General features: G+C 37.9%; 18 protein-coding genes and 2 tRNA genes. 7 read left to right on the forward strand and 13 right to left on the reverse strand.

Annotation, left to right across the window (positions count from 1 at the left end):
* Nucleotides 1-438 precede the first annotated feature (438 nt).
* Nucleotides 439-1,014: a suppressor of fused domain protein gene (locus CSEC_RS01830; protein WP_161780942.1), complete on the forward strand. Its 576-nt coding sequence runs from the start codon at nucleotides 439-441 to the stop codon at nucleotides 1,012-1,014.
* 84 nt (nucleotides 1,015-1,098) lie between these two features.
* Here CSEC_RS01830 and rny read toward each other — a convergent pair whose 3' ends face one another.
* From rny to CSEC_RS13305, 5 genes are all read right to left on the reverse strand, one after another.
* Nucleotides 1,099-2,655, reverse strand: coding sequence for a ribonuclease Y (gene rny / locus CSEC_RS01835; RefSeq protein WP_041016739.1), 1,557 nt, complete (start codon nucleotides 2,653-2,655; stop codon nucleotides 1,099-1,101).
* A gap of 43 nt (nucleotides 2,656-2,698) precedes the next feature.
* Nucleotides 2,699-3,943 (reverse strand): hemolysin family protein, encoded by a 1,245-nt coding sequence (locus CSEC_RS01840; protein WP_237559193.1) that lies wholly within the window; start codon nucleotides 3,941-3,943, stop codon nucleotides 2,699-2,701.
* A 142-nt stretch (nucleotides 3,944-4,085) separates the two neighbouring features.
* Nucleotides 4,086-4,541 carry an rRNA maturation RNase YbeY gene (ybeY, locus tag CSEC_RS01845; protein WP_041017199.1) on the reverse strand — a complete coding sequence of 152 codons (456 nt, stop codon included), beginning with the start codon at nucleotides 4,539-4,541 and terminating at the stop codon, nucleotides 4,086-4,088.
* A 40-nt stretch (nucleotides 4,542-4,581) separates the two neighbouring features.
* Complete coding sequence (locus CSEC_RS12920; protein ID WP_079977940.1) at nucleotides 4,582-4,740, reverse strand: small basic protein; 159 nt, start codon at nucleotides 4,738-4,740, stop codon at nucleotides 4,582-4,584.
* Between the two features lie 13 nt (nucleotides 4,741-4,753).
* Complete coding sequence (locus CSEC_RS13305) at nucleotides 4,754-4,927, reverse strand: hypothetical protein (protein ID WP_202593674.1); 174 nt, start codon at nucleotides 4,925-4,927, stop codon at nucleotides 4,754-4,756.
* A 217-nt stretch (nucleotides 4,928-5,144) separates the two neighbouring features.
* Here CSEC_RS13305 and CSEC_RS01850 point away from each other — a divergent pair, with 217 nt between their 5' ends.
* The gene (locus tag CSEC_RS01850) at nucleotides 5,145-6,620 is read left to right on the forward strand and encodes a hypothetical protein (protein ID WP_041016741.1); all 1,476 of its coding nucleotides are present in this window, start codon (nucleotides 5,145-5,147) and stop codon (nucleotides 6,618-6,620) included.
* Here the strand turns inward: CSEC_RS01850 and CSEC_RS01855 are convergent.
* Nucleotides 6,558-8,243 carry a hypothetical protein gene (locus CSEC_RS01855; RefSeq protein ID WP_041016742.1) on the reverse strand — a complete coding sequence of 562 codons (1,686 nt, stop codon included), beginning with the start codon at nucleotides 8,241-8,243 and terminating at the stop codon, nucleotides 6,558-6,560. The genes CSEC_RS01850 and CSEC_RS01855 overlap by 63 nt on opposite strands.
* Before the next feature lie 186 nt (nucleotides 8,244-8,429).
* Here CSEC_RS01855 and CSEC_RS01860 point away from each other — a divergent pair.
* Together CSEC_RS01860 and CSEC_RS01865 are read left to right on the forward strand one after the other, a co-directional pair.
* A tRNA-Thr gene (locus tag CSEC_RS01860) sits at nucleotides 8,430-8,502 on the forward strand.
* Between the two features lie 10 nt (nucleotides 8,503-8,512).
* Nucleotides 8,513-8,595: transfer RNA gene (locus CSEC_RS01865), tRNA-Tyr, on the forward strand.
* A 211-nt stretch (nucleotides 8,596-8,806) separates the two neighbouring features.
* Here the strand turns inward: CSEC_RS01865 and CSEC_RS12925 are convergent.
* From CSEC_RS12925 to CSEC_RS01900, 5 genes are all read right to left on the reverse strand, one after another.
* A complete protein-coding gene (locus CSEC_RS12925) occupies nucleotides 8,807-10,012 on the reverse strand; it encodes an amino acid permease (protein WP_079977941.1) in 1,206 nt (401 codons plus the stop codon).
* Nucleotides 10,013-10,030: 18 nt separating this feature from the next.
* Nucleotides 10,031-11,200: a hypothetical protein gene (locus CSEC_RS01875; protein WP_041016743.1), complete on the reverse strand. Its 1,170-nt coding sequence runs from the start codon at nucleotides 11,198-11,200 to the stop codon at nucleotides 10,031-10,033.
* 1 nt (nucleotide 11,201) lies between these two features.
* Complete coding sequence (locus CSEC_RS01880) at nucleotides 11,202-12,242, reverse strand: pyridoxal phosphate-dependent aminotransferase (protein WP_041016744.1); 1,041 nt, start codon at nucleotides 12,240-12,242, stop codon at nucleotides 11,202-11,204.
* Nucleotides 12,243-13,127: 885 nt separating this feature from the next.
* Nucleotides 13,128-13,979: a class I SAM-dependent methyltransferase gene (locus tag CSEC_RS01895; protein WP_161780943.1), complete on the reverse strand. Its 852-nt coding sequence runs from the start codon at nucleotides 13,977-13,979 to the stop codon at nucleotides 13,128-13,130.
* Between the two features lie 49 nt (nucleotides 13,980-14,028).
* On the reverse strand, nucleotides 14,029-14,355 hold the full coding sequence (locus CSEC_RS01900; protein ID WP_041016749.1) for a DMT family protein: 327 nt from the start codon (nucleotides 14,353-14,355) through the stop codon (nucleotides 14,029-14,031).
* 245 nt (nucleotides 14,356-14,600) lie between these two features.
* Here CSEC_RS01900 and CSEC_RS01905 point away from each other — a divergent pair, with 245 nt between their 5' ends.
* From CSEC_RS01905 to CSEC_RS01915, 3 genes are all read left to right on the forward strand, one after another.
* Nucleotides 14,601-15,884: a carbohydrate porin gene (locus tag CSEC_RS01905; RefSeq protein WP_053331690.1), complete on the forward strand. Its 1,284-nt coding sequence runs from the start codon at nucleotides 14,601-14,603 to the stop codon at nucleotides 15,882-15,884.
* A 62-nt stretch (nucleotides 15,885-15,946) separates the two neighbouring features.
* Nucleotides 15,947-17,149, forward strand: a complete 1,203-nt coding sequence (locus CSEC_RS01910) for an acetamidase/formamidase family protein (protein WP_041016750.1) — start codon at nucleotides 15,947-15,949, stop codon at nucleotides 17,147-17,149.
* A 12-nt stretch (nucleotides 17,150-17,161) separates the two neighbouring features.
* A complete protein-coding gene (locus tag CSEC_RS01915; RefSeq protein ID WP_041016751.1) occupies nucleotides 17,162-17,566 on the forward strand; it encodes a hypothetical protein in 405 nt (134 codons plus the stop codon).
* 18 nt (nucleotides 17,567-17,584) lie between these two features.
* On the opposite strand, the gene CSEC_RS01920 is transcribed toward CSEC_RS01915, so the two are convergent.
* The gene (locus CSEC_RS01920) at nucleotides 17,585-18,580 is read right to left on the reverse strand and encodes an aminoglycoside phosphotransferase family protein (protein ID WP_041016752.1); all 996 of its coding nucleotides are present in this window, start codon (nucleotides 18,578-18,580) and stop codon (nucleotides 17,585-17,587) included.
* A 544-nt stretch (nucleotides 18,581-19,124) separates the two neighbouring features.
* Nucleotides 19,125-21,611, reverse strand: coding sequence for an ankyrin repeat domain-containing protein (locus CSEC_RS01925; protein WP_041016753.1), 2,487 nt, complete (start codon nucleotides 21,609-21,611; stop codon nucleotides 19,125-19,127).
* Nucleotides 21,612-21,738 lie beyond the last annotated feature (127 nt).

The following is a 21,738-nucleotide window of genomic DNA, read 5'->3' on the forward strand; positions in this document are numbered from 1 at the left end:
GACAGTTCTTTTTTTAACTGTAAACAGAAAAGTAGTGAGTGAACTAAAAATGGAAACAGAGCGGGAGATATTTTCTATATAAAATTTTTCAGCAGTACTCATGTAAAAATTTATATAAAGTGGGAAAGCTATTTTCCAACCTATCATAGACTTAAAAGTGATCTTATAGAAATCGGTGCGCAAAAGATTTATTGGGAACCGCTAATCTAAAAATAGACTTAGAGTTCAGATTTTAGAGAAAAATTGTTACTTACCAAATCAAATGACTAGATAGGATAAAACATTTTGAAGTAAACAGGAACTTCTATTAAAATGGCAGGTTAATTTATATTTTAATCCTTATATTAATAAAATAATAGTAGATTGATGCTTTCCGATGAAAATACTTATGACATTCTCTCCCGCCATGTGGAAAAATTTTTTGGACAAGTAGATGGTGTGCTGCATGAGGTCTCAAGAGAGCCGCCGCATGTAGATGTTTTGATTATCAAAGCAACAGAGGAGAAGCCTTTTCATGTACTTATTACCTCTGGAATGAGCGACCTTCCAATGAATACACCAAATGCTGATGTGCCGGCTTATATCGAATTAATGTTAGTGCTGCCATCTAATTGGCAGATGCCGAAATCCTTCGAAATAGTTGGGGAGAATCAACAAGAATGGCACTGGCCCATTGATTTATTAAGATATCTAGCCCACTTTCCTCATTCATATGGCACGTGGCTTGGATTTGGACATACGATCCCTAATGGGGATTCGTTTGCCTCCTTTTCAAACAATACGTTGTTATGTGGAACCATCATTCTTCCTCCTTGTTATATGCCTAAGGAATTTCAAAAGCTGTCCATAAACAAAGAAAAACACATTCAGTTTTTTAGTGTGGTCCCTTTATATCAAGAAGAAATGGACTTGAAGCAGGAGCAAGGGACAGGCGTACTCCTTGATCTTTTTAATCAAAATGGCATTAATGAATTACTTATCGTGGATCGAGTGAACGTGGCTCGCCTTTTATAAAAGCTTGTGTGATTCATGCACTTTAATGAAAAGCTACTTCATTTTAGTCAAGAGTTGGTGCGGGCTTAAAGTTTATGCCTTAAGCTACATTGCGTATTCGACGATTCTTTTCTCTTTTAGGACGGAGACCTTGATCTTCCCCGGGTAATTGACGTTGAGCTCAATTTTTTTTCTTAGCTCACGAGCTAAATCCGGCAAGCTGTTGTCATCGACAAGATCGGGCTTAACAAAAATGCGGACCTCGCGGCCGGCTTGTAAAGCATAGGCTTCTGACACTTGGCTAAAAGATGAGGCCACTTCTTCTAATTTAACAAGACGTTTGATGTAGTCTTCAACAGCTTCATTTCTTGCACCGGGGCGGGCCGCAGATAAAGCATCAGCTGAAGAGGTTAAGCTTCCAACAAGGGTTATCGGTTCAATTTCTTGATGGTGGCATCCTATCCCATTGGCAACTTCCATAGATTCCCCATTTTTAAGGGCCATCTGCATCCCAATTAAAGCATGAGTGCCTTCAAATTCATGGGTGAGCGCTTTACCGATGTCATGCAAAAGCCCGATTCGTTTTGCGAGTTTAACATCTAAATTAAGTTCTGCTGCCATTAGCCCCATCAGATGGGAGACTTCTATACTATGCTCAAGGACATTTTGACCAAAGCTATACCTTAAGGAAAGATGCCCAAGAAGCTTTGTCAATTGCGGAGAGAGATTGAAAATACCCACTTTAAAAGCAGCCTCTTCTCCGGTTTTTAAAAGCTTGCTTTCCAAATTTTCTTTCGCTTTCTCAAACACCTCTTCAATCCGGGTTGGGTGTATGCGGCCATCAGATACAAGTTCAGTTAAAGCAAGCTTTGCCGTTTGAATCCTAAAGGGATCAAAGCCCGAAATAATAATGGCTTTAGGAGTATCATCAATAAGAAAGTTAACCCCTGAAATACGCTCCAAGGTTCTAATATTCCGGCCTTCTTTTCCAATAATGCGAGCTTTTATTTCTTCACCCGGAAGATGCACTGTCGATACGGTACACTCAGAGACGCAAGCTAGGGCCACCCTTCCAATAGCTGTTACGATGACTTTTTTTGCAAGAGCCTCTTTTTGCTGTTCTAATTCCTCTGAAAATAATTGAACCGCTTTCTCTTTGTCTTGTTTTAACTCCGTTTCAATTCTATCGATGAATAGACGCTTCGCTTCTTCTTTCGAAATTTCAGAAATTTTTTCTAAAGAACCTTCGATTTCCTTTTTTTTATTCAAAAGGGAAGCTTCAAGATCTCTTAAAGTCTCTTCTTTCTCTTTTAAGAAGGATTCCTTTTTTTCAATTTCTTGCATTTTTTTTTCGAGGGAGGAGAGGTAGGATTCTATGTTGTCTTGCTTGACCTTTAACCGATCTTCTTCTTCTTTTAATTTTCGCCTTTCTTTTTGCTCCATGGCATACAAGTTTTCCTTAAAGGAAAGCTCTTTTTGCTTGATCTCAAAGTCTTTGGCTTGTTTTTCTTTTAATGATTCTGATTCAGCTTTAGCTAAAATAGATTGGGCAAGAGTATGGAAGTCTTTAAGTTTGATTTTTTGATAGATAAGAAGCGCTAGGATGCCGAAGAAAAATCCACCTGTTGTAAGAATAAAGGCTAAGAAAAGATCGTCATCCATTTACGCTACCCACTCATCATTCTGGAGATTCTAGGTTATGACACTAATCCTGTTTTAAGGAAAGAACATCTCCATCTTCGCTATCATACTGTACTTTTGGTCTTATTCTGACTTTTTCAACCAGCCTGTCATTTGACTTAATCACTTCCAACGTAAATTCATCGCTATCGATAATAAACCCTTTTGGAGGAATTTCACCGGCGCAATGGAAAAGGTAGCCTGCCAAGGTATCGTATTCACCTTCTTCCGGGATCGTAATGCCTAACTGTTCTTCGATATCTAGAATACTCATTCTAGCATCGACAAGCCAAGTGCCGTCGGCTTGCGTAATAAACAAGGCTTCTTCTTCGTCATACTCATCAGCTATTTGACCGACAATATCTTCGAGAATATCTTCTATGGTAATGATGCCGTCTGTACCGCCATATTCATCAACCACAATAGCTAGGTGAACTTGTTTTTTTCGAAATTCCTGAAGGAGGGAAGATATTTTTTTAGTTTCGGGAGTATACATCACGGGCTTCATGATGGTTGATATCGGGGCTTCTAAAACAGCCGGGTCGTTATTCTTAGCCGCATATTCCATGTATTTACTGAGAATATCTTTGTACATCAATATCCCGACGATGTTATCTACCGTCTCATCATAAACAGGTATTCGGCTGTAGCCTTCTTCTTCAAGTAAATTCGCAGCTTCCTTTATGGACTTTGTACTCTCGAGTGTAAAGACATCGACCCTTGGAACCATAACCTCGCGGGTTAAATGCTCGCAAAAAGAGAGGACGGAGGCTATTAATTTTTTTTCGTTATTATCGAGGCCTTCTTTTAGGGAGGATTGACGGATAATACTCATCAATTCCTTTTTAGCCAGGGTTTCAGGCTCGCCCGCCGTATCTAAATAGATCGTCTTTGAGAAGATCCTTGTAATTTTTAAAAAGAGGTAGGTTAAGGGGAAGGCGATAAATAGAAAGGGGGACGCGATAGGGGTGACCCTTTTTAACGTGCTTTCCGGGTATTTTGTTCCAAGTATTCTTGGCAGCCAATCCGAAAGGGCAAAAGAGCCGATAAGGAGGAGCAGTAAAAGGGAAAGAGCGAGAGGATTAAATTGTATTTCATGATTGGAAGTCCAGCTTGCCGTAGAGAGCAAAATCGCGGTTGTCGCGCTTCCTGCAAAAATAAATCGACAGATGTTTAGAGCTGAGGTTGTCGCAAAAAAAAGACCTTCATATTCTTCGTTTGGAAAAAATAGCTTGTGGAAAGGACGGTAGAAAAATCGGTTTCCAAGCATTTTCAGCCATTTGATGCTTTCTTTTTCATGGATGCTTCTTAAAGCAGAACTTAAAGCCGTTAGAAAGAAAGCTCCTATGAGGAATATAAAAGCTATTAAAGTAAAATAAAACGGTGACAGAAAGGCCTCCGAAAGACAGGTATTAGACTTCTAATATCAGTTTTTGTTTTTTTAAATGATTCATAATTTTTTTTTCTTCCGACCGCATCACTTTGCGTTCAATTTCCGTTATATCATCATAGCCGATAAGATGCAAAAGGCCATGAATTATATAGAGGGAAACCTCTTCATTGACGGGGAGGTTTTCGGAGCTTGCGTATTCTATGGCTACCTTCGGGCAGACAAAAATTTCACCAAGACAGCTAAGCTCATCCGGTTCATCATCACTTGGATCTAGGGGGAAAGAGATGCAATCGGTGGGGGAGGGGTCGTTAAAAAACTCATCGTGAAGAGCGGAAATTGTTTTTTTTGTAACAAAATAGATCGATACCGTTTTAGTCGGCACTTTTTTAAAATCAAGAGCTTCTTTAACAAGCTGTTTCACTTGCAAAGCTTTGATTTTTAGGTCTTTTTGATTATTTTGAACGAGTACTTTCACAGGGTTAAATCTCTCGCCGCAAAAACGGCGAGTTATAATTTTAAGCAACCGGCGTTTTTGGGAGGCCAGTAACGCGCTTATTTTTGCCTTCTTCCCAACGACCTAATTTTTTTAAGATGTCGATACGCTCAAATCTTTTAACGACATTTCGTTTTTGCGTACCTTTGTTGGATTTCCCGAAGCTTGGATGTCTTGACATTGTTAAACCTAAATTATTTAAATTTGGGGATAAACGCTGACTTAGCAAGGTCACCTTGCAAGGCGTTTGAATTTTCTTTAAACCCTTTTGGCAAATTATCCTTTAAAGGGCCAGTTTTTGCTGACGGCTTGCGATGCTTGCGAGGAGATTGCATCCGTCTTTCGTTTTGTTTGCTCATCCGCGTCATGATATTCTCCTGAATTGAGACCCAAAGTATAGTCTAGTTTTTTTTCTTTCGCAAGGATTTTTAAGGAAAGAATTTTAGATTAGAAGTCTCTTTAAGAAGCTTTTTCTAGAGGGCCTCTTTTTTATTCTCGCTTTAAAATAAAAATTTACCAAATCCTTGTAAAATAACTATTAAGATGTTATACTTTAAGGTAAGAAAAATTAAGGAGATTTTTTCTATGCCTAGAGGGGATTCAATTTCGCGCTATGACGGCTCGGCGGATCTCTTTTCAATCCAGAACGCTCCCGGCAAGGTAAAAACAGCTCCTATTCAAAATAAATCATCTGCCCCGGACACTATAAGCACTTCCGAGGCTAAAAATACTCCTGCACCGCCCAAAGTCGAACCCTCAGATTTTAGAGTTCCGAAGGACCGCATCGTTGAGATTGGAAAAGCGGGCCGCTTTGTTTTTTTTGCGATTGCAGCGCCTCCTTATCTTTTACTCTATTCCCTCCCGAAATGGGTTTTAGTATCAGCTGTCCCTCAACTTTTTGCTTCGATGATGGGTGTTTTGAATCAAGGTCAATCTTTGGTTCAAAAAATGTTGCAGGCACTTTATGAAAAACTTGCGGCTTCCCTTAGAGACCTTCAAGGAATGATAAGATGGACTCCGACAAAACTTGAGAAAGGGGAGCTTTCCTTTTTCAAAAACGCCTTAAAAGTTTTGAATTTCCCTCTCGTTAAAATTAGGGAAGGAGCTAAGGTTGCTCAAAAGAAAGCTGAAGCGCTTCTAAAATCCTTTAGCGAAGGTATGAAAAGGTCTTTTGAAAAGCTAAAAAAACGAATCATTGATATTGCCAAGCAAATAAAACATCCGATTTCAGAAGCTCAAGCGAAAGTAAAGAAATTTAGTCTTGATCTAATGAGTTTTTCGTCCTTTTCAATGCCCCTTCCGACTTTAAAATTTGAGCTTTTAAAAAATTATGATTTCTCAGTTTTTAATCCTCTAAAAAATATTAAAAGTGGTTTAAAAACTGCCAAAAACTTGCTTTCCATTCCAAAAAATATGGCCAAAGAGGTTTACCGCCAAAGTAGAAAATGGGTGGGACCCGGAATTAAGTGGGCAAGCGCTCAAGCTAAGAGAGTGGGAAAAACATTAACGAAAGCAATTTCTTTTTTTGAAAAACAGGGAAAAAAAGCAAGTCAAAAGGTAAAGGAAGCCGCCTCCTTTATTGGTAAAAAGGTTTCAAAACGCCTCAAAGTAGCTCAAAATACTGTTTCAAATCAGTGGCATCGTTTTTTACGCTGGTTAAAGGAAACCGCTTGGCCTTGGATTTGTAAAAAATTGCCTTTTATTCCAAAATCCATTCAACTTGCTCAAAAATCCTATCGAAGGGTTGCAGAGGCTCTTCATACCGCTAACAATTTTTTAAAAATAACAATTAACGCCCTTCGTCAAAAATTTCAAAATCAATTCAATCTATATAGGCTTAAGGTTAATTCTTTTTTTAAAAAAGTAATCAAAGGCCTTACTTTTCTCAATATAATAAAGGTGCTTGGCTCAACTCTAATAAAGCTAAAAAACCGAATCGGCTATTTTTTTAGCTATTCAAGCTGGTTTATTAAATCAGTTTTTAAATCCTTTCAACTATTATTCAATGAACTTTCTCTCGAGATGGGGAGTTGGTTTAAAAATGATCCTAAAAGCAGCTAAGCCTTTTAAGTTCGCTTGAAAAAATTCGCAAGAAGCAAGTCTTACTTGAATCTCAGGGTATTTTTTTTCAAATTCGGTTTGCTCTATAGTAAGATTATCTTTCGCGTTGCCTGAAAGTTCAATAAATGAAAGAGGCACCGTTCCGTATAAAAACTGATGTTCTGTCAATGAAAATTGAAAGCTGCCGAAGAGGTCTTTAAACGCTCTATTAACAGCTCGCGTCCATTCTGTTGCGCTTGTTATTTGTTTAAATCTGCGCTTGAAATATAAATTAAATTGCTCTCTCGTGAAGGTACGATTCCAATAGGGGACGGCTGTTTCCCGCCCTGCCGGATGTGCGGTGGCAAGAAAAGAGTTATAGAGGCGATAAACGGGTTCAATTTTATTTTTACTTTCATTAAATCTTGAAAATTGCAAGACGATAAAAAAGTGGCCTCCAAAAATTTCATTCGCCACTTTTGAAGCCAGGTAGCAAGAATTCAAACGAACGATATAAAGCCTATATTGATCCAAATCTTTACTATCTAGAAGAGTGGTCTCTCCAAGTTTTAAGGCCCTTGAAAAAGCTTTGTAACTTGTGATTTTATGGACAAAGTTATCAATCACTTTAGCCGGTCCTAAAAAGAGAGAGGAGATAGCAAGAGTATTAATTTTGCAGTGAGAGATTAAAGTTGAGGGAATGGTCAAGATGTAATCTACGTCATTTGGATTTCGATCTTCAATTAAAGTTAAAAGTTTAATGCCTCTATCGAACAAGTAAAGTTCAGGCTCTAAACAAGCCGTATCAACCGATCCTAAAAGAGTGAGCAGATGAGATCCAAGACCTGATTCCGCATCAAAAATTTTAAGAGGCCTCTCAATTAAGAAACGAACGTTCGCAAGCGTTTTAAAGCCAAGGGGAAGACAAGAATAAGGGGTTAAAAAAATTCGATCGGAACATTTTTGACTGATGAAATCAGCTTTGGCTTTTTCAATCTCGCATGCGGCGCTTGAGAATGAAAATCTTTTGTAGTCGGCGAAAAAAAAGGGAATATTTAAGCTATGGAGACATTTTTTTAATGCAGCTAAGTTAGCAAAGCTCTTCGGAGAGGAAAAAGGAAGAATATCATCAAAATGATTTTCTAAAATCAAGTATCTATCATTTGTTTGTAACAAAAGAAAATTGATTTTTCGCCCCTTTGAGACGGAATTTATGCGGTAAAGAAAGCCTGTGTCCGGATCCTTTTCCTGATTCCTTTTCATTTGATAAAAAAGGTCATGGAAATCAAAAAAACTTTTATGTGCATCCTTCCGATACCACTCTAAGGCGTCTTTTTTTCCAAATAGAACTCTACCAAGAGCGCCTTCTAATACGCGAGTGTTTTTAAGATATTCGGCCATATTCAAAAAAATGCTTTGAACTGTAGTGCTGCAATTTTTATTTTCGACCCAGCTAGAAGCTTTGGCTTTCAAGCAAGTGATTAGTTCAGCGTACATCCAAAGCTCTAAAGTGAAGGGAGCTCTAGCTATTTCTACAAGCTCTTGAAGGGTATAGTTAATACACTCTTGAGGTTCTAAGAGAGGTTGTGGTAGAGTTTCTTTTTCTATAAGTTCTGTTCTGCAGGAATAAATGCTGACAGTCATCTTTCATACCCTTAGATAAATGTTATCCAAATTATGAAAATCAGATTAGGGGTATAAATATATGATTACAAGCGGGTTAATGAATTAAATTATTTTCTTTATTACCTAGGGCAAGCTTTTATTATTTTCTCTTATAAAATGCTTGAGTGGAAAAGATGATTTTTGTTATAACTTGCGCATACTTTAGCTGGTATAGCTCAACTGGTAGAGCACCTGACTTGTAATCAGGCGGTTGTGGGTTCAAGTCCTACTGCCAGCAAACCTTTACAGGGGGTGTTGCATAGCGGCCTATTGCAACGGACTGTAAATCCGTCGACTTCGGTCTTCGTTGGTTCGAATCCAACCACCCCCATCTCTCTAGACACTTCTTTCTAGTCTACTAAAACAGTAATATTTCACATGTCTGTATGGATAAACTTTTACCGTCTAATTTCAAGTTCTGAAACACAAAATTTAAAATAGCGTTTTTCATCCACTTCAGAGCTCTCTCGAAGATTTCCCTTGCGCGAGCGGCTAAATTCATTACCATTTGCATAAAAAATCTATTTCTATTTGTGGGAATATTACAACATGTTAAATATTTCACAAATAATGACTGTCATAGCAACCACGACAGAGAAATGAAGCAAGTATTTTCTATTTAACTCTGAATAATACAATTGCCCGCCCTTAATTTGCCAAAACAGATAGACCGGCAATAAGATAGCGATCACTGCCAAAATCATACCAGCAAACCCCAAAACAGTTATAAACGCATTAGGTACATACATCACCACTAAATAAGCAGGCAATATTGTAATTATAGAAGCAAGTATATTGCGAATGGCAGTATTCGGCACTTTTTTGGATAACATTCCTTTAATTGAATCACAAAGGCCTAAACCGACACCAAGAACTGATGTAGCGATGGCAAGCATTGATATCCACCAGACTAAAAGTTGGACCGATTGCCATTTTGCAATACCACTAAGTACTTGGATTAATTCCCCAACCTCGGCTTTTCCTCCTGCCATTTGGTCATAGAATTGTGGATTATCCTGATATACTACGCTTAAAATGCTACAGGTCCAAACGATATAAACAATAGCCGGAATTAAACTTCCCCACAAGAACGCCTGTTTAAGCATTTTTACATTTTTATGGCAGTAATTGGTTAACGTATGAAAGATGACTTGAAATCCAAAAGATGTAAATGCCACGGGTATTATCGCCATCCATACTGATAGGTCACTATGCTGTTCAGAAAATAGCGGCAATTCAGACCAATTAATTGTTATTACTATACCAGCAAGTAAAATCGCAACCACAGTAAGTAAACTCACGAATAAAAAACGATTGAGATAATCGATTAATTTTATTGGTAACAAAAGCAAGGTGATTGAAAGAAGGGTGTAGCAAGTGGCTATATTGTTGAAGGAATACTCAACTACCATCTTTGATGCAATTAGTTCCTTCAGGATAGATGATCCTCCATAAATAAACACAGCTAGCAATGAATAAGAAAGTAATTTGAGACTAATTGTCCCTATTAACTCTGCAGTTCTTCCAGAAAAATATCTTCCTAATGCTCCTAAAGAAAGCCCATGACCTGCCTGCAAGTTGAGTTCCAGATGGACTAGCGAAGTGTAATACATGATGAACCATATCATTACCATGAGTAGTATGCTAGGTATAAGGCCTAATTTGGCAAGTACCAGTGGTAGGGCTATCATGCCGCTACCAATGCAAGTTCCTGCTACAAGGAGTATTGCTCCAAATTGTTTATACATGATTTTTCCTCTAAAAATTTAAAGCAATACACATTTTGGCCGAGTTCTTGGTTTATCTATGCTCTTAACCACAGCCATTTCAGGCATTTCAAGCATTATTGATGGCCTATAAGAATCTTCAATCGCTGGATCATAATTTGATAAAAAATCTGATTGGAGGGGGGAAACCAATTCTTCACAAACTATTTTAGGGGAAAGCACCGGAGGATTTGCCCAATGATTCAACATATTGTATACTGTGGCTATAGCATTGCTTTTTTTGATGCAATCTTCAGGCAAAAGCATACAATGTACAAGGTGTGCCTGTATAAGACTTGAACAAACTTCAGCAACACCCTTCCAATGAGCAGCTACTTTCTTTTGAATTGGGCAAATCGTTTTTATGTCTTTTTTATCTTGTGTCCGTATGATGTATCGCTGATCTTTAGAATAAGCAGTATAAGGGCAGCCTTCACTGACACTAATATTCTTCTCTTTTCCCGACTGTTTTAGGCCTGCTTTTGCGTATAAATATTGCATGGTAGAATCTTCGCAAATCTCTTCACACCAACGATCGAATTTTAATTCATCCCATTGCTTTAAAGATTGAGCCGATACTCGACCCATTAATTTCTTACTAGATTCAGCACAAATCCATCCTACTTTTATTCCTGCATGTTCGTATTTATTCATGTAATGGGTGATCGCAGTTTGAGTGCGGACATAAGCATAGTGCGCTTCATCTTCTACTCTTAACTGTTTTACAATTCTTGAATTTTCGACAGATTCGAGGGCTTCTTGATATTGGCTACATCTTTCTAATTCAGATGATAGAATAACCTCAGAAGATTCTGTTAAGTTAAGTAAATCTAATATTGGCCGTAGGCTTCTTTTATAAATTTCAACTAGCTTGGAAATCTTTTCTCGATCTGCTCCTTCCCGGACAGCCATGCTATCGGCTATTAGTACAATAATTTTCGAAGATTTTCCCCGATTTGCTTCTAATATTTGAGACCTCATCATAGTCGCCGATAACAACATTTGCATGACATCTATAGGCAACCCTTGACTTAGGCCATCTTTTAGAGACCATAAACCGATTCCCATGAAGATATTTAATTGATTATCTTTTGGTGCTAATATGGTATCTCGATTGTAAGTTACTAGAGATAATCCTTGTGATAAGATTTGTGTTGTATTTATGCTCATTTTATTTTCCTCCTTGTATTTTTTTTAAAATTAAAATAAATTTTTTATTTATTGCGTGTTTTTGTGGGCTAATACGAATATATTGATCCAATCCCGAATACAATGAACAATTGACTACAGCCATGTCATATTGTTTTGCGATACTACAAAAGCGATTGGCATTGCCGAATTTGCTAGGTACTTGGGCGATGAATGTTTGCCCCTGCGAGGGTATGACTTTAAAATCCAATGCACGCATTTCGTTCATCAACCAGGTCTTTTCTTGCAAGATGTAGGCGATTGATTTTTGAAGATGTTCTTGATCTTGTAGTGCAGCTATAGCCGCAGAAATAGCTAGAGAACTGACCCGATAAGAGCGTAAACTAGACTTCATTTGAGAGATCTTCTCTGAGGATGCAATGCTATAACCAATACGCAGTCCCGCTAATCCGTGGGCTTTTGAAAATGACCTCACAACAATAATGTTCGGATGTAAAGATGGGTTGATGATTGTTTTCCCTACGAAGTCTGCTCCTGCTTCGGAGATCAGCAATGGTACTGGAGATAACTCCGCAAGCTCTAATAACTGGCTACATTCAGTCCAAATCCCAGTCGGATTATTGGGATTGCATAGATGAATTAATGCCGTATCAGATGTACAAGTTTTGCGCAGAGCATCAAGATTTAAACTTAAGTCGCAATGAAGAGGAACAATCCTAACTGAACCATTTAATGTGTCCATGCAAGCAACAGATTCAGGAAAGGTTGCTGAAGGAACAACTATGCTTTTGTTTAAAGCAAATACTTTTAAATAATCTTCAAGCAGCTGATTCGCTCCGGCACCCAGCAAGATAGAATCTTCTGCAATATTGTAATGACGAGCAAGCAAAGCAATTAACGTCTTTTCTTCATCAGGATATAGATGTAATACTCCAGCTGCATTTATGATAGCCTCGGTTGCCTTAGGAGAAGGTCCAAGTGGGTTTTCCGATAAACTTAAGTCAACAGCAGCACGTTGCATTGTAGCATAAGTGTGACTATACGAATTTTTTAAACCGGTCATAATAAACTCTTTTTTTTAACATTTTAAAGTCTTCTACAAGAGCATTGCATTGAACAAAAAGCCAACTTCAAAACAAAAGTCAGTTCGTGCAATAGACAAAGCTAGCTATGCGATTCAAGAAGCAGGTCTAGCCCTAGCTAAAAAAGGGGCTAAATCGAAAAAATGAAAAAAAGAAAAAATATGATGCGCATGGGGCGCTGAAGGAATAGAAAAAATTGGAATTGGTGGAAAGGTTATTGCAAGAGATTGTACTCAGCAATGAACAATGATTATGACAAGGATTTAATTTTACGTTTCTCATCTTGTTTTCCTAATTTAATTAATGTTAATAATTGGTTTACTGCTCCTTGTTTTTTGTTTTTAAATTGATAGTTAAATGTCGTGTTCATGAGAATCCTCATTTTAAAAAGTTAAAAAATAGCTACTTTAGGGCAAAAAAAAACCCCGCTTTTGGCGGGGTCTTTTGTACACTTGTTAATTTTTACAAGCGTCAGTTAGCCTCCCGCCTCATGGGTATTCCAAAAAAGAAAAAATAAAAGTAGGCAGAAGACTGTATGTAACGCATTAAAAATTACCTTTTTCCAGGTTTAAGATTCAATTCTACCAAATATGGTATTTTTCCTTGAAGTTATTTTTTTGAGGTCTTTCAGGAACTCAGTTGTCTCAAGCTTTTTGACTACTCTATCCCGGTCAAAAGTTCTCTTTCGAAACTCCATTAAATTGTTAAAAAAGCTGTTTTTGGCATCTTTTTTCCTAAATTTTACATGCATAGCCTATCCTATGCTTTCAGAATTTATCAAAAAATTTGCATAAAACCAGCCCATTCTTCCAATCAAAGCGAGTTTCAAAAGAAGTCTATTGGATAACTTCTGTCAAACTGAATGGTTAGGGTTTATGAGCTATGATACCCACCATATCATTGCCGGCTCTCCACTCCGAATTATCGCTATTAATAATGGCTAATTTAAATTCTTCTTCGATCTGAAATCCATGTTGAACAAAAAGATCTTTTAAAGTGTCGATCTCCATAAACAACAAACTAGCGGGACGAGCTTCTGAGGGGTATTGCTCTCCGGAGTGAGAGGTTTCATACCTTGAGCAATATCCCGGAAACCTTGCCCCTTCTTCTTTTTGCTTTTGGTAGTCTTTTAACAATTCCTCATGTCCTTTATAAAATGGGCTTATCGTTAACACAAATACCTTGCCTCCTGGCTTCAGCAGATCATTCAGCCATTCAACAAAGGCATCGATTGTTTGAGGAGAAAAAAAATGAAGCACTTTATTGACGAGTATGGCATCAAAACTGTTTGAAGGCATTGATACCTCATCGGGACATCTGCCGGGAATCAAATGAAGTGCCGGGAAAAGATGCGTTTTTCCTTCTTTATATAGCTTTCTGGCAAAAGATTTTAAATGACGCTCTTCACAATCATTTAAGTAATATTTTTCAATTCCTTTCTCTAACGCCTTTTCTGCAACGTTTCCATAGGCTCCACCCACTTCAAAGAAGGTTTGTTTTAGGTTATTTTCAATTAGCTTTAGAAAACGATCTACAGTGGGATCAAATTTTGTAAACATATAGCCGTATTTATTTAGTGTAGAAATCCTGTAGTCATGCTCTTCCGGGATGGTTAAATTTTCACATTCCGCATCAAAAATCGCCTGATAAATATCTAGCTCTAAACAATTCAAAGAACAGTTTGCAATGCATAGCATTAAAGTTAAGTACTTAATCATATAAATCTGATTTTGCTTGGTTAACGTCATTCAGGTATGGAAGCAGCAATTAGGCTTTGAATATGAAGTAGGCGGCTAAAACTATAAAAATAAACCCTATGATTTGATTTGTTTTCACACCCTCATCGAAATAAAAGTACGAAAAAAAACAAAACACCACCAAGGTAATAATTTCCTGGATGGTTTTTAATTGGGTGGTTGAAAATTGATAACTGCCGAATCTATTTGCCGGCACAAGGAAACAGTACTCAAAAAAAGCAATCCCCCAGCTTACTAAAATAGCAAGAGCGAGAGGGGTATCTCGATATTTCAAATGCCCGTACCAGGCAAATGTCATAAAAATATTCGATATGGTTAACAAAATAATGGTTAGCACAAGCTCTTAATTTTACCTCTTAATTATTCGTTTTATCGAAAAGAAGCGCTTTGTGATGTATTTAAAGTTTTAATTTAGAGGTCTAAGCAAATATTTTCCATGTTCTTTTTGAGATAAGGCGATTACTTTTCTAAATCTTATATAGGCTTTTGGGTCTTTAGATTTTATAATCTTGAGAATGAAAGATCAGTTGCAGACAACTACCTCGATTAAATATTGTAGTTTTTTTTTACAATTGAATTTCAATGAACCCCATTTTTTCTTTTTTCCTAGCTTCTTTTGTCTGCTTTTTCCTCCAGCTATCCTTTTTAAAAGCTGACGATACCTTGGTAAGCCACGGGATTAGTGGAAATCCGGGGGCTACAAATATTTTAACGGGGACAGGAGAGCTTGGCAAGAAGCTGCATATTCCGGAAAGTTCAGGGTTTAGACTCGGGGGGCTTTGGATCGGTGATTGCAACGACCTAATTAGCGGGGGCAATGGCACTCATCATAATCGACGATGGACTTGCAATAGCCTTTTTATCCTCGATTTGTTTGTAGATCTAGAAAAAGCTGCCGGATGGAAGAATACTTATTTCGGGGCTGAATTTCTTCAATTTAACGGACAGCCGACAAATGAGGATGCAGGGGTTGTGCAAGGGTATAATGGGCTACCCGGAGAACCGCCTCTTAATCGATCAGAACTTTACCAAATTTGGATTCTTAAGAGATTTTGGAATGATAGATTTAGTGTTCGAATCGGTAAAACAGTTCCTATTTATCATTTCAATAACGTAACAAAACCGGTTCCGGTCGCTAACCCGGCTCTTTCGATCGCATCTGTCACAGGCCTTATTTATACGCCTATTTTTGTGAATACCACGTTACTCGGATTAATAGGCGGCTATTATAATTCAGTTTATGGCGTCACAGCGACCATTACACCCATTAAAGAAGCCTATATCAACATAGGTTTTTATGATGGCAATGTGGCAAGAGGGGTGCAAACAGGGCTTACAGGTCCTCATTTTAATGGTTATTACTTTTCAATCATTGAGGGAGGTTACGGGTGGGGCGCGCCAAAACCTGGAATCCTAGCCATAGGCGCATGGCATCAAAGCGGTGTTTTAAAAGCCGGACTCTTACGTGAAGTTGGAACCGGAGGATTATATGCTTTTGGATCGCAAGCGCTTTGGATAAGCGGCGCCGGGTCTAAGAATAAACAAAACATTTCAGGTTTTTTTCAATTAGGTTGGAATAACTCCAGGACAAGACCCATGAATCGTTTCGCAGGTCTTGGATTGACAGGGTTTGGCTTTACCCCTAACCGGCCGAACGATTCTTTTGGCATTGGTGTTGCCTGCTCAAAGCTTAATACGCATACGTTTAAAAGAGCCTCTGAGATCATGTTTCAAGGTTACTACCAAGCGGCTGTCTATAAATCGGTTTATTTCCAGCCCGTATGCAGCTACATTCCGAATCCGGGGGCGCATCCTAATAAATCCAATGTATGGGCTCTAACCGGCAGAATGACGGCCCTATTCTAGATTATTCTTGTCTTTCTTTAAAAAAAATATTACATAGAGATTTTGATCTAACAGGTGAAAAAATGTTGAAGAAACTTAAAACCTCTCTTCTCTTCTTGGCGACTTTACAGACAGCATGTCTAGTAGGAGATACCTATCGGGTTCCGGCCACTTCTGATACTGTTACACTCGGGCTCTTTGACCTAAATAAAAAGCCGGCAGTAAAAATAAAGTCCGGCGATATAGTTTCACTTGAAACTTGGAATAGCTGCTTGCATGAAATGGTTTTTAATAAAACAACCCCGGCAGACGTCGCTAAATTTTATGAAAAGCATGATATTCAGAAAAGACGGGGTATGCATAGTGTTACAGGACCTGTTTATGTTGAAGGAGCAGAGCCCGGAGATGTTTTAGAAATCAGGATTTTAGATATTCGATTGAATGATTTTGGATATAACTTTTTAAGCCCTACTCAAGGGATTCTTTCCGATTTTACAAAACCTCGAATCAAATATTTTAAATATAACAGAAACAACAATACGACAGAGTTTACAAAAGGCGTCTGTTTACACCTTAAGCCTTTTCCGGGAGTGTTAGCGGTAGCCCCGCCCTTGGATTGGCCGGAAGGTTGGCCCGTCAATATGCAAAAAGAGATGGGACAGCCGGTTGCCGGCGAGTTTAATACCGTTCCACCGGGACCTTTTGCCGGAAATTTAGATCAGCCTGAATTGCAGGCAGGCTCCATTCTTTTTGTGCCGGTATTTCAAAAAGGAGGACTTGTTTGGACAGGGGATTCCCACGCGATGCAAAGCAACGGGGAAGTAGATGTCACAGCCTTAGAAACCTCTTATGAGTCTATAGTTCTCCAATTTATAGTCAGAAAAGATTTAAAAGCCGAAGCTGTCACCGATAAAACGAAAAGAAAATTGGGTAATGCTTTTAGCTGGCCTATCATTGAAAATGAAACCCATTGGATGATTGTTGGATTAAATGTAGACCTGTTTGAAGCGATGAAAATGGCGACTAAAAATGCCATTGATTTTTTAGTAAAAACTCAAGGTTTTACACCGGAAGAAAGCTATCAATTTTTGAGCATGGTCGGGGATTTTGTAATAGCTGAAGCTGTTAATTTAATTAAGAATGTCACAGTTCATATCCCTAAAGAGCCTTTTAAAGCTAATGGAAAGACTTGCACGCTTTGCTCTGAAGGAATATTTCCGATAAAAGCTTTAAAAATAGATGAAGATGCGGTTTGCTCTCCCCAAGAAGGGATAACAGTTGAATAATAAGGTAATCCAATGACGTTAAAAAAACTTATTCTTTTGATTCTTCCGATGCTTGTTTTTGCAAACCATGGGTTCGCAGAAAAAATTGTGCTTGCCAACCAAACCGGCCATCCCATGAATGAGTCTAGGATTGGCATTCAATGGGCAACAAGCGCAAATGAAGTTGCCGAAGCAAATAAAGCCATTATGTACGGGTTAAAACTGAATCCCGCCTCCTTCCAAATCTTAACTGAAAACGGAAAATTAACTTTAAACAGCCCCAAAAAAGCTGAGTATTTTAGAGTCGTTGTTTGGTCTAAGGGTAGCGGCGAGCCGGATCTTCTTACCAATTGGGTTGATATTATCCCTGATAAAACTTATGAACTAAAAGAAGATTATTTAGTTCCGGCCGTACTAATGATTGGTTCCGGCTGTTAATCACAAAAGAATCGATTGTTAAATTACAGGGGTTTTTAAAGCGATCTCGACAACTCCATTTGGATTGAACATGCTAATAAAGTGATCAAGCATTTCGGGCCTATCTTTATGTTGGGAATCCAATAGAATTTCTGTAAACTCCGCAACATCCTGAACTATTCTTTCATATCTATAGTAAGCTAATAGCGAATTATCAATCTCTGTTTTTCCATACCCTTTATAAAATGAAGCCTCTTCTTGGGGGTCGTTCCAGACATTGCCTACACCCCCTCCAATAAACATAAGGTCTCGCTCCTTTGGCGCCATGATAGGGTCATCCCAATCGATTAAGTAGAGAACTTCCGAATTTTTTATCAGTATATTTCCTCCATGTATATCAGAATGGCATAATACAGACTTTGAAGGGATGTTTTTGACTTTGGTACTAAGCTCTGAGGCCCTATCGATAAGATCCTCGATAACAGCTCTATTTCTATTCATAATATTTAAAAACTTTAGAGCCAAATGATCCTTTTCGGGCGGCTTCTTTCGAAGGTCGCTATAGAAAAGGCGAACCAACTGCCTCCATTTTGATGAATAGGTTTCTTTTCTGATCCCTTTGATTAGAGAGGGGGGTACATCAAAATCGTGAACTCGCCTTAGCGCCTTACCTAACGATGTCCACTGCTTACCTGTAAGCTTTTGACTAAATCCGTTAACTCCTTCAATAAATGGAAATATAACTAAATTAAAATCTTCAATTTGCAGGAGCGAAGAGCCGTCAATGGTTTTGAGTGGAGGAATAATTTCTTGAACTCCGCTTTCCCATAATAAATCCATGAGTGCGAAACTAAAGGCATTCTCATCGCCTTTCTTCAACTTTACAAAGTAAGATTGATCGGAGGTTTGAGCCTTATATAAAGAAGCATTTATGTCAGCTCCTCCTGAAAGGGGGATGATTGATTTTACATCTAACCTATAATTAACCTTAAGACAATCGATAAGGGTATCTAAAAAGGGATGGCTATGAAGCATTTTTAATTTTGACCTTAAATAAATTTAGTTTTCATAAACAAATTAGTTCTATTTATTTATTTTTAATTAAAAAATTTTATATAATAACCCTTTTTTTATTAAATCAAAAAATAGGTGTTCTTCATTAATTTCAATGAGTAAGTCTCACCGGAAGAATACAAAAGTTCTGAAGTGTTGACTCATGATTCTAAACCTACTTCAGAGACTAATCTTTCTTGGAAAGAAAGGACATCGGAAATAAATCATTGTATCCTTAGCGCATTTAAAGCAAGTAGCCGGCAAAAGCCAATCGAGCTGGTTTAATGGAAGTGATTCATACGGTATCTCCGGCATTAAAGAATAGAAACTTATGAGAAAAATGTCGGACAAGCAGCTTTGGGGGATAAGGATTTTTATGCTTTGGATATCGGAGCCGGAAATTATCAATCGGGCGAAGCCTCGCTGAATATCTTAACAATAAAGAAGATATTCCCGAAGGATCCGCACCTTGAATTTTGATTCGGCTACAGATGATGTGATAGACTTAAGACAAACAGGAATCGTTTTAATCTTTATAGATTTCTTTTAAATTAGCTATTAGCCGGTTAATAACCATTTGCTTATACTTTTTGGATCTGTCTTCGATGAGAAAATTTTCTTCCCTATTACCCCTTGAGGCAGCTTTTTTTGTGTGACGCGAAAGATTTTCGAGTAGCGTTTCATCTTTTTTCCCTTTTCTTCTACTCATTAAAAGGCTCTCACCGCCACTTTTTTTCATTTCAGCATATCTTTTTATTTCACTAATAGATTGAGTAGTTTTCATCCATTTAAGCGGTAAATCCCTAAAGTAATGAACTTTTTGTTTGGTTTTTGGAAGGCTGCTCAAAAATTGATCGCCGAGCCTCGTGAAATTAATAAGGTCGCTGATTGCGAAAACAAAGCAGTTCCTATCGTCTGTTTGACGCCAAAAGGTGTTGACATGGATGTGTCTAACGCTAAATTCGACAAAATATTTTTCCATATTAAGAATAATGTCAACTAGCGGGGCGCAGTAACCATCTGTTTTTTTGCAATTTGAATAATCGGTTGTGCTATCGGTAATGATAATTTCCCAAGCGTTTTCTACTCTTTTAAAAAAAAGAGGGGTCACATGATTTGCAATACCATGGGGATTATCATCAGAGGCATTAACTATAAAAAGACGTACGTCGCCCTCTTTGATATCAGTATCATTGCAAGCAAGCTTGACTAAAGCATCCTCAAAATCAGGGCGATCTTGACAAAGGGTTATACTTTCTTCGGGGGGAATTGATGGCATATCCTTGTTCTTGAGAGACTCTATGACTATGGCAATTCCTTTCTGAGAAAGCGTCCCTGCCGCATCCATGAATTGGTAGAATTTAGGATAAAATTTGCTAAGGACGAAAATCTGGTCTTCTTGAGGGAGATTTTCTAATATTTGGCCTTCAAGAAGCCATTTACAGATTAAAGTTTTGTTTTTTTCGATAAATGGATCTAGCCCTTCGCCTGCTTTCAAAAGATGCGTGATATTAAAAGCCTTATTATTAGACCCTAAGTTGGCATTTAATAATTCTTGAGCTTCTTTTTGTTGCCCTTGAATATACAGCTGCGCCATTTTTATGGCAGGATGGGTTTGGAAAAAGTCTTCGGACTCTTTTTTAAAATACCGGCTTAGTATTTCCATTTGAGGGATCGAGGCGTATCGGGGATGAGCTTCAACTAAAGAGAATAGGGGACGAATATCTATGTCGCCTCTTGCAAAAAATTCTTCCAAGATACGAGAATCGTTTCTAGTGAAAGCCTTTTCCAGTAAAGAACTTCCATCACTTGTTCGCGCATTTAAATCGGTTTGCTTATTTTTAAGAAGCTCTCTAGCTATCTCTACATGGTTTTTTGAAATGGCTAATTCTAGGGGGATTTGATGGCTAAGGCGGCTTTTTCGGTTAACATCGAGGCTCTTCAAAGAAAGAAGTTCTTTAACAATTGGCAAATGATCAAACTCAATTGCGACCGTGAGAAAGGATTGAAGACAATCCTTGCCAAGATAGGCTTCAAGATGACCTTCTCTAATACCTTCAATTTTCATAAACTCTTGGAATATCTCTAAATAACCTTGACGGAAGGCCATCAACAAGGCGGATTCTTCTTTCTTGTTGATGGCAAACAGGGTATCAAATTCACAGTGCTTAACCAATGATAAAGCTAAATCCTTGTAACCCATAGAAATCGCTGCCATTAGAAGGGTCGAGCCGCTTTTAGGGTCCTTGGCATTGATATTAATGCCTCGTTTTAAAATTTCCTGATAGAGTTCGGGCGAGTCGGAGCAACAGGCTAATAATGACTTCCAAGACATAGGAGAGGAGTTTTTTTTTCCCGATTCAAGAATCATGAGAACGCAAGGCAGCCAGTCATTAGATTCTTGTTTCACTATCTCAATCACAGAGTTTCGAAGAGTTGGGCTGTCGATTTTTTGAAAGGCTTCAATAAACTCTTGAATGAATCTAGTGCTTAACGCTGCCTTAGAGAAAAAAAAACCTCTCTTATTTGAAAAGGCTTTGAATAATCGGTCTAAATCCTTTTTTAAATCCGGCTGAGAGAGGGTTGTTTGAAAAAGGTCTTGTACTTTTTTCAGTTCTTCATCAGCTAGGTCAACTTCTGCTTCGAAGGAATGAATGCGTTCATTTTTTGTGGAGAATTTTTGCTTAGTGGATAAGGATTTTTCATGATTCCAAGAGCTTTGGAAAGTTTGAATTACATGTCCATCGAATGTTGCAGAAAAGACATCTTTTTCCTCACTCTCAAGAACCAGTTTGTTGATTTGATTGGCTAAGTCAATAACTGTTTCCTTGATGTCTTCCTCTTGTAAATCGTCTTTAGACTGGAGTTTTACCTTAATATGTAGAACGCGATCATTGATTTTTGCTCTAAAATCCAATTGATCGAATTCATGATCTTTTTCTACGACATGTAAACTATCCACATTATAGTTGATAAATAAGTCTTTTGAAGCATCCCATGCTAAATAAGACATGTATAAATCCATTAATCTCGTTTATTAATAAATTATCATCTTATTAATAAATTATCATCTTTATTAATGAATTTCAATTATTTTATTGTTGATTAATTAAGATTTAGTTAATTAACTCAGGAAGTTC

The sequence above is a fragment of the Criblamydia sequanensis CRIB-18 genome, from assembly GCF_000750955.1.
GTDB lineage: Bacteria > Chlamydiota > Chlamydiia > Chlamydiales > Criblamydiaceae > Criblamydia > Criblamydia sequanensis.